At 58.2% G+C, this 12,179-nt stretch carries 7 protein-coding genes; 6 read left to right on the plus strand and 1 reads right to left on the minus strand.

The genetic code is table 11. The features are described 5' to 3' along the window. Positions 1-503 precede the first annotated feature (503 nt). From CA51_RS12970 to CA51_RS12995, 6 genes are all read left to right on the plus strand, one after another. Positions 504-1,229, plus strand: a complete 726-nt coding sequence (locus CA51_RS12970) for a GntR family transcriptional regulator (RefSeq protein WP_197451149.1) — start codon at positions 504-506, stop codon at positions 1,227-1,229. After that, positions 1,222-4,062 carry a PSD1 and planctomycete cytochrome C domain-containing protein gene (locus CA51_RS12975; RefSeq protein WP_197451150.1) on the plus strand — a complete coding sequence of 947 codons (2,841 nt, stop codon included), beginning with the start codon at positions 1,222-1,224 and terminating at the stop codon, positions 4,060-4,062. The genes CA51_RS12970 and CA51_RS12975 overlap by 8 nt, the downstream gene beginning before the upstream one ends. Positions 4,063-4,095: 33 nt before the next feature. After that, positions 4,096-5,502 carry a DUF1501 domain-containing protein gene (locus tag CA51_RS12980; RefSeq protein WP_145121218.1) on the plus strand — a complete coding sequence of 469 codons (1,407 nt, stop codon included), beginning with the start codon at positions 4,096-4,098 and terminating at the stop codon, positions 5,500-5,502. Between the two features lie 68 nt (positions 5,503-5,570). Then, complete coding sequence (locus tag CA51_RS12985) at positions 5,571-8,756, plus strand: PSD1 and planctomycete cytochrome C domain-containing protein (RefSeq protein WP_145121221.1); 3,186 nt, start codon at positions 5,571-5,573, stop codon at positions 8,754-8,756. A gap of 22 nt (positions 8,757-8,778) precedes the next feature. Next, complete coding sequence (locus tag CA51_RS12990) at positions 8,779-10,185, plus strand: DUF1501 domain-containing protein (RefSeq protein ID WP_145121222.1); 1,407 nt, start codon at positions 8,779-8,781, stop codon at positions 10,183-10,185. A gap of 165 nt (positions 10,186-10,350) precedes the next feature. Next, positions 10,351-11,100, plus strand: coding sequence for an AAA family ATPase (locus tag CA51_RS12995; RefSeq protein WP_145121225.1), 750 nt, complete (start codon positions 10,351-10,353; stop codon positions 11,098-11,100). Here CA51_RS12995 and CA51_RS13000 read toward each other — a convergent pair. Next, positions 11,097-12,137 (minus strand): GGDEF domain-containing protein, encoded by a 1,041-nt coding sequence (locus CA51_RS13000; RefSeq protein WP_145121227.1) that lies wholly within the window; start codon positions 12,135-12,137, stop codon positions 11,097-11,099. The two genes, CA51_RS12995 and CA51_RS13000, sit on opposite strands and share 4 nt — an antisense overlap. Between the last annotated feature and the right edge of the window lie 42 nt (positions 12,138-12,179).

The raw sequence follows: 12,179 nt of genomic DNA on the forward strand, positions 1-12,179 counted from the left end.
AAGTTGACAGGCTGCGCGAACGGTCACGCTTTGTCACACGCTTGGATTCCCAGAGGGCTCGGTGGCGATTGAGCTCCGGCGATGACAAGCGATCCGTCCGCGGAGACGCGGTATCTGTCAACGACCGACAACGCGAAACCTGCCACATCGGTTTGAATGCCGCTGCGGGGGATGCCCCCGTCCAGCGGCCGCATCCAGTGCGGGCTGAGCTAATTTTCGAAGTTCGGTCGACGATAGAAACCGCGATCGATCTCTGATTCTAACGCAATCCACCGCCGCTGTAATGAGCGCTTCCGGCGTAGAAAGTGCATGTGGAGCAGGCGGAGCCCGAATCTTTGGAACCGAGCGTCCGATAACGCACCGCCGACCAACCCGCCTGCCCTATCGATCGGACTCACCAAATATGGTTGGCTCCGACTCTCACGCGACGTCATCGCCCCCGGTTATCGATTTTCCCATCACAGATGTTTGACGGTCGACCGTCGACCGCATACAGTACGGTGATGGAAACTACTTACCCCAAACGGACGGTGTCTGCGGCTTCGCTGCGGAAGGTTCAAAAGCAATCGGTCAGCGATGATGTGGAAACTCAGTTGCGGGGCGCGATCCTTTCGGGAGCGATCGCGGCGGGAGAGACGCTTGCCGAAGCCCAACTGGCCACTCAGTTGGGCGTCAGTCGCGCGTCGGTTCGTCAAGCGAAGTTCCAACTGGCGCAGGAAGGGCTGCTGGAGTTCGACAGTCGCGGGACGGCGCGGGTGCGTACGCTGACCGAGCAGGATGTTCGCGAGATCGTTGAATTCCGCGAGGTCCTGGATGTCGCGGCGGTTCGATTGGCGACCACGCGGATCACGCCGCAGCAGATTGCGAAACTGAAATCGCTGATCGATCAGATTCAACGCGAACCCGATCTGTTGCAGCTCACGATGCTCGACATCGCCTTTCACGATCAAATCCTGCAAGCAGCCGCGAACTCGCGGTTGTTGGCGGCGTGGCAACTGCTGCGTCCACAATTGCAACTGTGGTTGGCCGGAATGCATCGCTTGCACAACCGCGTCGTTGCCGACACGCAAGACGAAACCGCTCGCTCGCATCAACAGCTATTGGACGCGATCCAATTGGGCGATTGCGATCTCTGCGAGCAACTTGCCCGCAGGCATGCCAACGGGTTGCGGTCGCGCTTGATCGATGTCCAGGCAACGCCCCCAAGCAACGGAGCCTCCGATGAATAGAACATTCCGTGTTCGTATCTCTTGTTGGATCGCTCGGATCGGACGCTCGGCAACGCTTGCGTTTCACATCGGGTTCGGGATCGTCGCCTGTTGCCTGGTCGGCGAGATTGGCGCGGCGGAAGTTCGTTTCAATGAAGATGTCCGACCGATTCTGGCCGAACATTGTTTGCATTGTCACGGCCCCGACGAAGCTGAACGGCAAGGGGATCTGCGATTGGATCTCGAATCGGCGGCCAAGGAAGTTGCGATCGTACCGGGGGCTCCCGACCAGAGTCTTTTGATCGAACGGTTGATCACCGAGGATGCCGATCTGCGGATGCCGCCAGCGGAGACGGGCAAGCCGCTGAGTTCTGCGCAAGTCGAAACGCTACGGCAATGGATCTCCGGGGGGGCCAAGTACCAAGGGCACTGGGCGTTCGAACCGATTCGGAAACCCGAGGTTCCCAGCGTGCAAGGGGATGCGTTGACGGAGATCGACCGCTTTGTGGTCTCCCAATTGGAAGCGCGCGGTCTGCAGCTTGCGCCGGTGGTTTCGCGACCTCAGTTGATTCGCCGAGCCAGTCTCGACCTGATTGGTTTGCCGCCGACGTGGGAAGAGGTGCAGGCATTTGTCAACGATCCCGCCGCCGATGCGTTCGCGCGGGTGATCGATCGGTTATTGGAATCGCCAAGATATGGCGAACGCTGGGGGCGGCATTGGTTGGACATCGCCCGATACGCCGACACCCATGGCGGAGCGGCGATCGGTTTTAAGAGGTTTCCATTTTCCTATACCTACCGCGATTATGTGATCAACGCATTTAACGCCGATCTCCCTTATGATCGCTTTGTCACCGAACAATTGGCCGCCGACCAATTGGGGTTGGGCGAAAACGATCCCGCGTTGGCGGCACTCGGATTCCTGACCGTGGGGATGCAGTTCCGCAACCCGCACGATGTGATCGACGACCAGATCGATGTTGTCACCCGTGGGCTGATGGGGCTGACCGTCGCTTGCGCCCGCTGTCACGATCACAAATACGACCCGATTCCCACCGCCGACTACTATTCGCTGTATGCGACCTTCGCCAGTAGCACCAGGCCCGGCTTGCTGCCAACCGTAGGGATGCCCGATGACACGCCGGCATACCAAGCCTACCAAATCGAACTGCAAAAACGTCAAATCGCGGCGACCAATATGCGTCGCGATCAGACTCAGGTCATGCGCAGCCGGCTGCGGATGCAGGTTGCGATGTATCTTCGCGAGCTAGCCAAAGGAACTCCCGAGCAAGATCTTTCGGCGGCCTTCCTCTCCTACCGCACCGACGATCTGCGTCCCTTGGTCCTGAACCGCTGGCGCGATTATCTGGCGGAGTTGCCGGCGAACGATCCTGTCTTTGGACCGTGGAAACAATTGTCCAGCGTAGCGGCGGACGATTTTGCGGCCCGCTGCCAGGAACTGCTGCAGGTTTGGAAAACAGAGAACGGTGATCCGGCGACCTTCGCGAATCAACACGCGTTGGCATCCGCCACGCCGAAATGGAATCCTCGAGTTTTGGCGGCGATCGAAGCGCAACCACCGACGTCGCCTGTGGAGTTGGCGGATGTCTACGGCAAGATGTTTGCTGAGCTGAATCGTCAGTGGCTGCAAGCTTTGTTGGACGTCTCGTTGGGAGCGGTCGAAGGCGTGGCGGTAATCACCGACGAAGACGGCCGCTACGAACCGATCAACAGCGCGGTGAATGCTCAATTGCGGCGGCATCTTTACGAACCGGGAACGCCGACGGCGATGGATGATGAACTCGCGTCGACTTTGCTGAACCGAACCGTTCGCGACAATCTCAACGGCAAGGAAGGGGCGATCCACGGTCTGCAGCTCTCCGACGCAGGATCGCCACCGCGTGCGATGGTGCTGACCGAAACGGTCCCCGACCAACCGTTTCGGATCTTTGTGCGTGGGAATCCGATCAGCCGTGGCGAGGTGGTGGAGCCGCACTTTTTGACCGCGTTAACATCGGCCACTGCAACGCCGTCGATCTTTCCCGACGGCAAGCGAAGGCGGACATTGGCTGAATCGATTGTCGATCCCAACAATCCGTTGTCGCGCCGCGTATTTGTGAACTGGGTTTGGCAACAACATTTTGGACGTGGTTTAGTCCGCACGCCCGATGACTTTGGAACTCGCAGCCAGCCGCCGACTCATCCCGAACTGCTCGACTACCTGGCGTCGACCTTCCTGGCATCCGGCGGGTCGCTGAAGCAATTGCATCGGCAGATCATGCTCTCCCAGGTCTATCAACAGGGATCGGTTGAAAATCTCGAAGCACGCAACGCGGACGCAGACAACAAATTGTTGTGGCGGATGCCTCGACGACGACTCGACTTGGAAGCGATGCGGGATTCGATGCTGGCTGTCTCCGGGGAATTGGACGTTGCGAAAATCGGTGGGCGTCCGTTTGAACTGCTCTCCCATCCCGCGGTTCCGCGACGCAGCGTGTACGGATTCGTGAACCGCGATATCGTTTCGAGCCTTGCCAGCACGTTCGACGTTGCCGACGCCAACACTTGCACTGCTCAGCGACCGGAAACGACAGTCCCGCAGCAAACCCTGTTCGCTCTCAATTCCCCCTTCATTCAGGATCGCGCAGCCGCCTTTGCGAAACTATCGGTGGATATCGAAGACCGCGCGACACGTGTGGCGGCGATGTACCAACGTGCTTTCGGACGTCCGCCGAGCCACGAAGAACGCCAAGCAGCAACCGAGTTCCTTGGCGATGCGGCATCCGACGCGGGGACATGGGACCAGTTGGCGCATGTGCTTCTGGCCAGCAATGAATTCGTTTTTGTCGACTAGCGAAATGGCAACCTTTGCCGATACGAGGATCTGATGACCGATCGAAACACGCAATCGCAACCGGCTTTACAACGCCGGCAGTTCCTGTCCCGAGCTGGAATGGGCATGGGGACGCTGGCGATGGCCGGACTGATGCGCGACGAGGGGCTCGCTGGCGACGCGTCGACTCATTTCCCGGGGACCGCTCGGCATGTGATCCATGTCTTTCTCAACGGCGGGATGTCGCAAGTCGACACGTTTGATCCGAAGCCGGAACTGCAACGCCGCGGCGGTCAGATGCTGCCGTTCGACAATCTGCAAACCGAACGGCGGACCGGCGTCGCGTTGCCTTCGCCGTTTAAGTTTCAACAGCATGGGGAGAGCGGAATCCCGGTCAGCGATCTGTTCCCGCATTTGTCGAAGTGTGTCGATGAGATGGCGGTGATCCGGTCGATGCATGCCGAATTGCCAAACCATGAGATGTCGTTGATGCTGATGAACAGTGGCGATCAACGATTGGTGCGGCCAAGTTTTGGTTCTTGGTTGACGTGGGGAATGGGGAGCGCCAACGAAAACCTGCCTGGCTTTGTCGCCTTGTGTCCTGGCGGGCTTCCCGTCGGCGGGGCGGGGAACTGGCGGTCCGCTTTTCTGCCGGGCGTCTATCAAGGGACGCACGTCGACACCGCGAAGACCGATCTGACGCAGTTGATCGACGACGTCCGCAATGACCGTTTGGATGATGACCAACAGCGGCGGCAGTTTGCTTTGCTGCGGAAACTGAATGCGCAACATTTGGCTCAACGCCCCGACGAAACCGCGATCGAAGCGAGGATTCAATCGTTTGAGATGGCTTATCGCATGCAGTCCGAAGCGACCGATGCGTTCGACATCAGCCAAGAGCCCGAACATATTTTGAAGCTATACGGCGAGGGCCCCCAGAACCGGCAACTGTTGATGGCTCGCCGACTGGTCGAACGGGGCGTTCGGTTTGTGCAAACCTGGCACGGCGGCGGGCAACCCTGGGACAGTCATTCGAACATCGAAGGGGAGCACCGCAAGGTGGCCAACCAATGCGATCAGGGACTGGCCGCGTTGATCATCGACCTGAAGCAAAGGGGGCTGTTGGATCAAACCTTGATTTTGTGCTCAGGTGAATTTGGTCGGACGCCTTCGGTCGAAATGGGGACCAATGGATCGGGGGCTTCCCAGGGGCGCGACCACAATCATTGGGGCTATTCATTGTGGATGGCCGGGGGCGGGATCAAAGGGGGTACGATCTACGGAGTTACCGACGAATTCGGTTTCAAAGCAGTCGAAAACCCCGTATCGGTTCACGACCTGCACGCCACGATGTTGCATCTTTTGGGATTCGACCATAAACGGTTGACCTACCGATTCGCCGGTCGCGACTTCCGCTTGACCGATGTGCACGGGGAATTTGTCCGAGAGATCATCGCCTGATGTCAGTCCCTACCTACGGCTGCGGACCGACACAAGATGCGGATCCGCGTGAAATGGAGAGTTAGCAATTGCGTGGACTCAGCAAACTTCGACTTTCGATCCGATCGGTCTCGGTTGCGTTCCTTGCCGGTACGTTTGTGTTGTCGGGGTGGCACGTGGCTGCGCTGTACGCTGATGAGATCGCTGCGGCACCATCCGACGGGTTCGAGAATTCGATTCGCCCTTTGTTCATCACACACTGCATCGAGTGCCATGGCCCTCGGAAGGCGGAATCGGGGTTGCGGTTCGACACGCGTGACACGCTGCTGCAAGGTGGTGACAGTGGACCGGCAATCTCGCTGGAGATGCCTCACGAGAGCCTGATGCTACAAGCTTTGCGGCATCAAGACGGATTGGAAATGCCGCCGGAAGAACCGTTGCCCGAAGCAGAGATCGCGGCTGTCGAGGCGTGGATTCGCGCCGGCGCCCCCTGGCCCGAAGGCGTCGTGTTGGGAGGGACCGGACCGTCGCTGCGTGGAGGAGAGATCACCGATCAGGAGCGGGCGTTTTGGTCGTTGCAACCGCTCCGCGATCCGAAACCTCCCACGGTCGTCGATCCGCCGGGGTTATCCGAAATCGATCGGTTTGTGATGCGGAAGTTGAAGGAGATGGATATAAAGCCGAGTCCCCCGGCATCGCGACGCGATTGGATCCGTCGCGCCACGCTGGATCTGACCGGATTGCCGCCGACGCCCGAACAAGTGCAGTCGTTTTTAGACGATCGATCGGAGACGGCCGAAGTGGATCGGATTGAACAGTTGCTGGCTTCGTCCGCTTATGGCGAACGCTGGGGCCGCCATTGGTTGGACGTTGTGCGGTACGCCGACACCGCTGGCGAGACGGCCGACTACCCAACGCCACTCAGCTACAAGTATCGCAATTGGGTGATCGACGCGCTCAACGCAGACCTTCCCTACGACCAATTTGTGATGCAGCAGATTGCTGGCGATGTGATGGCCCACGCGATGCTCGCCGGTTCCGACGCCGATTCGCTTGACGCCGATCAACTGCGTCGGTACCGCGAGCTGTTAACCGCTACTGGGTTTATCGCGATCTCACGCCGCTTCGGCTTCGATGTTGAAAACTATCATCATCTGACGATTCAAGACACCATCGATGTCCTGGGGCAAGCGACGTTGGGACTGACGCTCGGTTGTGCCCGTTGCCACGACCACAAGTTTGATCCCGTCAACATCGAAGACTACTACGCCTGGTATGGCATCTTCGCCAGCACAAAGTATTCGTTTCCAGGATCCGAAGAAAAGCGTCGCCCGTACGATCTTGTGCCCGATGTGCCCCCGGCGGTGTTGGCTCAGCGACAACGAGAGATCGATCTGCAAATGGCGTCGATCGAATCGCAACAGCAACCGATCGCCGAACAACTGACGCAACTTAACGCTCAGATTCAGCAAGCTTCCGGCACGTCGCAGTTTTTCGGTTTTGAAGAGTTTGAACTGGGCAAGCCACCGTCGCAGCCCTATCTGGCACTGGGAACCGTGACGATCACCGCCGCATCGCAAAGTCCCTTCGCCAACGTTTTCCGTTACGGCGATCGCGGGATCGCGTTTCCCAGCGACACGCAAAACAACGCCTTTGGTATGACGTTGGCCGAAGCTTTGAATGCCGAATCCACGCCGCGGATCGAATACAGCGTCGATTTCCGCAACACCTCAATTGCCAACCAAGGACAAGGAGCGTATCGCTTCTACGTCGGTCACGGCCCGGGCACGTCCGCTGCGATGGAATTAGCAGCCAACGCGACGACGTTTTTCGTTAAGGATGGCGCCCAGTACCAACCGGTCGCGGGTCTGAAGATGGGGCAATGGTACAACGTGCACGTTGTCCTGGATCTGCGCAGCCAACGTTTCGAAGGGACACTGACGTCGGGATCGGAGACGTCAACGTTTTCCGTTCAATCATTTACCCGCAATTGGGATGGAATCGTCGACTACACATTTGTCGATCGCTACGGCCCCGGCAGCGGTGAGACTCCCGCACACGAGATCGATGATCTGATCGTCTCGGCGACACCACTTGCGTCCAACAGTCCGCTGGCGGAAGAGAAAGCCTTGCCAGCGGATGCGGCATTCAATCTGCCACGCATGTTCCAACAGCGACGGGAACTGCAAGCAATTGCCGAAGCGTTGCAGCAACAACGCGATCGACTGGCCGTCGGTCGGGTCGCTGCGGAAGATCAAATCTATGGCGCGATGGAGCAATCGACGGCGGTTAACTGCCGCGTTCAATTGCGGGGCGAACCGACACGATTGGGGGTCGAGGTGCCGCGTCGGAATTTGGAGATTTTTGGAGGCGAAGCGGTTCCTTCGGATGCGGGGAGCGGGCGTCTGCAACTGGCGCGGTGGATCGTCAGCGACGAAAATCCGTTGTTCGCGCGGGTGATGGTCAATCGCATCTGGCAACAGCATTTCGGACGCGGTCTGGTCGGAACCGAAAACGATTTTGGAATGCGTGGCGAACTGCCATCGCATCCGGAACTGCTCGATTGGTTGGCGAGTCGCTTTCGCGAGTCGGGGTATTCGATCAAAGCGATGCACCGATTGATCATGACGAGTGATGCCTATCGTCGATCCAGCGGGTTTGATTCCGATGCCGCGAAGGTCGATCCAGAATCGCGGCTGTTGTGGCGATTCAACCGCCGACAATTGACCGCCGAGGAGATTCGCGATGCGATGTTGCAGGCCAGCGGAAGTTTGGATCCAAGCCGAGGGATGGCGCATCCGTTTCCTGCGGTCGAAAGCTGGGGCTTCTCGCAACACAATCCGTTCTACGCTGTCTACGAATCTAATCGGCGAAGCGTCTATCTGATGCAACAGCGGCTGAAACGCCATCCGTTCCTTGGCCTGTTCGATGGTGCCGACACCAACGTTAGTACGGCGCGACGCGGGATGACGACGGTCCCGACTCAGGCGTTGTATTTGATGAACAGCAAATTTGTTCACGAGCAATCCGCGGCGTTTGCAGATCGTGTTCTCGGGGAGTTCGATAATGATGCGGCGCGGATCGACCGCGCGCATTGGATTGCACTCTGCCGCCCCGCGACAGCGTCCGAACAGGACGAAGCGGTTCGCTTTTTAAACGCCTATCGCGTGGCGGTCTCCACTTCATCGATGCCATCGGACGCGGCCGATCGCACCGCTTGGCAGGCCTATTTGCGGACTCTGATTTCGCGGAATGAATTTCTTTATGTGGACTAAAGGATCGATTGGAGAATCCCCCATGAAGCCAGTGTTTGGACGCCGTGAACTGTTGCGCAGAAGTGCCGGCGGGCTGGGCTCGATCGCGCTGGCGGCGATGCTCGCCGAAGAAGGATCGGCGGCCACTCACGCCGCTGTCAATGATCCGTTGGCGGCCAAGGTGCCTCACTTCCCAGCCAAAGCAAAACGCGTGATCCTGCTGTATATGACGGGAGGCGTTTCGCATGTCGATTCCTTCGACCCGAAACCGGAATTGTATGCGGGGCATGGAAAGAAGATCACCGTCGACAATTGGCAGGGCAAGATCGGCGAATTTCCGCGATTCTTGAAACGGCCCGACTGGCAGTTTCGTCCCGGTGGTGAGAGCGGGACGGAGGTCAGCGATCTGTTTCCAAAGACTCGCGAGATCGTGGATGAATTGTGCGTGATTCGGTCGATGTCGACCGATCACACCAACCACTACGAAAGCACGTTGGGAATGCACTGCGGTTCGTGGACCTTCGCGCGACCCAGCTTGGGCGCGTGGATCAGCTACGGTTTAGGGACGGTCAACCGCAACCTGCCGTCATTTGTTGTCGTCGCCCCGCAAGCGCCCTATGCCGGTGCTCAGACATGGGGCAGCGATTTTTTGCCCGGAAGCCACCAGGGGACTCAATTCATCCCTGGGGATACTCCCATTCCGAACATTCAACCGCGAGTCGGATCGGAAAGCCTGCAGCAGATGGAGTTGGCGTTGCTGGCACAGGCGAACCGCCGACATGCGGAAGCGCGTCCCGACGAGGCTGCTCTTGACGCTCGCATCCGTTCGTTTGAAACCGCGTTTGGGATGCAGCAAGAAGCTCCCGAAGCGTTGGATCTTTCGAGCGAATCCTCAGCGACGCTGCAAGCCTATGGATTGCAGCCGGGACAAAAAAGTGGTTTCGGTTGGCAATGTTTGGTCGCGCGTCGTTTGGCTGAACGGGGCGTGCGATTTATCGAATTGATCGATGTCGGGTCGTCTAACAATTGGGACGCGCACGGCGATATGCAAACGCATCTGCCGCTGGCGAAAAATGTTGACGGACCGATCGCGGCGTTGATCACGGATCTGAAACAGCGGGGGATGTTGGACGACACGTTGGTGGTTTGGACGACCGAGTTTGGACGCACGCCGTACCACGAAACGGCCGACCATGCGGGCCGAGAACACCATCACCAAGTCTTCTCTTCGTGGCTCGCTGGCGGTGGCGTTAAGGGAGGCATCGTTCACGGGGCGAGCGATGATTTGGGGATCGCCGTCGACAGCGACCGGGTCCACGTCCACGATTTCCACGCTACGATTTTGCACTTGCTGGGGCTCGACCACGAACAGTTGACGTTTCGTCACGCCGGCCGCGATTACCGCCTGACCGATGTGCATGGGAACGTGGTGCGCGAGATTCTGAGTTGAAACGGGGCGCACGGTGGAAGGGTCTGCCGCAGGAATGAGCGTCGTCGTGCGGGTTGCCTCAATTCGGCAGTTCGCAGTTTGTTTTGCGGCTTCGGCGGTTGGTACGAGCATTCGGATACCGCAACGGTGCTGGCCAGCGGCGACGGCTTCGGCGACAATGCCCGCATGAACAAGATCAAACGCGGCGTGACGCCGGGACCCTTTATCGAATCGGTCATTCTCGACCGATCGCGGATCTACGATCCAGAGCATTATGCGTTTAAGCTGCCCGCGCTGCGCGGGTTTTCATCGCTCGATCTGCATCCGCAAGTGACCTTCTTAGTCGGTGAAAACGGTTCGGGCAAATCGACGATGCTCGAAGCGATGGCGATCGCCAACGGATTGAACGCCGAAGGGGGCAGCCGCAATATGTTGTTCGCGACGCGTGAGAGTCATTCCGAATTGCATAAAGCTCTTCGATTGCGACGATATCACGCGCTGATCCCCGACGCTTGGTTCTTGCGAGCCGAGAGTCTGTTTAACGTGGCGACGGAGATCGAGAACCTGGGCGTCGGCGACAATTACGGAGCGCGGTCGCTACATGAACAATCGCATGGAGAAGCGTTCATGAGTTTGATCGAGAGCCGGTTTGGTCAGGGTTTGTATTTCCTGGATGAACCCGAGGCAGCGCTTTCACCGCAGCGGCAGTTGGAGTTTTTGGTGCTGCTGCATCAATTGGTGGGGCTCGATTCCCAGTTTGTGATCGCGACTCACTCGCCGATCATCATGAGTTATCCGCAGGCGAAGATCTACGCGTTTAACGAAACCGGAATTGAACCGGTCGCGTATGAAGAGACCGAACACTATCGGGTGACGAAGTCGTTTCTAGACGCGCCGCAGCGAATGTTGCGTCATCTTTTAGATAGCGACGACTAGACCGGCATACATTCTTCTTCGATCGCAACCTGATCGCGGCCGGCCCCTTTGGCGCGGTACAGCATCGCATCGGCTCGCGTGTACCAACTCTGCTCGTTATCGTCGACTCGCAACCTGGCCAAGCCCATCGAGATCCGGATCGATCCCATCGGCGTCCGCGACGGCATGATCTTCAACTTTTGCGTGGCGAAAAACTTCCGCAGCTCGTCGGCAAACTCGGCGGCTTCCAGCGATGAATTGGTTTGCAGAATCACAGCAAACTCGTCGCCTCCCAACCGCGATAACGAAACGTTGGGATGACGCCGCGAAGTCTCACTTGCGATGAAGCGGATCACTTGATCGCCGGCGTCGTGGCCGAAGGAGTCGTTGATGTTCTTGAAGTGGTCGACATCCATCAGAATCAGATAAACGGCACCACTGCAATACTCCAAGCTCTGAAGCGTTTGACGGACGTGTGCATCGAAATAGCGGCGGTTGCCAATTCCGGTCAGATGGTCGGTCATCATCCCGCGTCGCGACTGTGCCAGTTCCGTCTGTAGTTTTGCGATTTGGTTTTTGGCAGCTGCAAGTTTGTCCGACGCTTCGGTCAACTGGCCTTTCATCAACGCCGCTCCCGCATTAATGACCGCGATGCAATCGGCGGAGTTCTTGTCGGTGGGAGAGTTGGTGTTTAAGAGTTTGCTGGCCGTGTCGATCGTCCCTTCGAACTCGTCTCCGGCGGCTTGTTGCTGTGAAAGTAGATTCTGAAAGCGGCTCAGCTCGGCGACTAAGGCTTCACCGATGTTAGCGTTTGTATCGTCGACGACATCGGGGCTTTGTGAGTGCAGCGACTCAAGCATTCCGACGCTGACCGATCTCGCGTCGTTAACCGCCGGTTGCAACTGCCGGACCAGCTCTTGATCCTGCCCTTCGACGTATCGGTACCACACGCGGTAGACGTTGGGCGTCGGCGGGGTCTTAAACTGACCGATCAGGCGCAGAGCGTCTTTGGCGATAGCGAAGGCGTCGAGATTTTCATTAGGGCCAGGTTCAGGCATGGGACGTGGTCGCAATTAGTGGTTCATTCTTATAGACGCCGC

The sequence above is a fragment of the Rosistilla oblonga genome (genome assembly GCF_007751715.1).
GTDB classification, from domain to species: Bacteria; Planctomycetota; Planctomycetia; order Pirellulales; family Pirellulaceae; genus Rosistilla; species Rosistilla oblonga.

What these genes read in the sequence shown, in the direction of transcription:
- CA51_RS12970 (WP_197451149.1), top strand. Translation starts at nt 504, where the DNA reads ATGGAAACTACTTACCCCAAACGGACGGTGTCTGCGGCTTCGCTGCGG.
- CA51_RS12975 (WP_197451150.1), top strand. Translation starts at nt 1,222, where the DNA reads ATGAATAGAACATTCCGTGTTCGTATCTCTTGTTGGATCGCTCGGATC.
- CA51_RS12980 (WP_145121218.1), top strand. Translation starts at nt 4,096, where the DNA reads ATGACCGATCGAAACACGCAATCGCAACCGGCTTTACAACGCCGGCAG.
- CA51_RS12990 (WP_145121222.1), top strand. Translation starts at nt 8,779, where the DNA reads ATGAAGCCAGTGTTTGGACGCCGTGAACTGTTGCGCAGAAGTGCCGGC.
- CA51_RS12995 (WP_145121225.1), top strand. Translation starts at nt 10,351, where the DNA reads ATGAACAAGATCAAACGCGGCGTGACGCCGGGACCCTTTATCGAATCG.
- CA51_RS13000 (WP_145121227.1), bottom strand. Translation starts at nt 12,137, where the DNA reads ATGCCTGAACCTGGCCCTAATGAAAATCTCGACGCCTTCGCTATCGCC.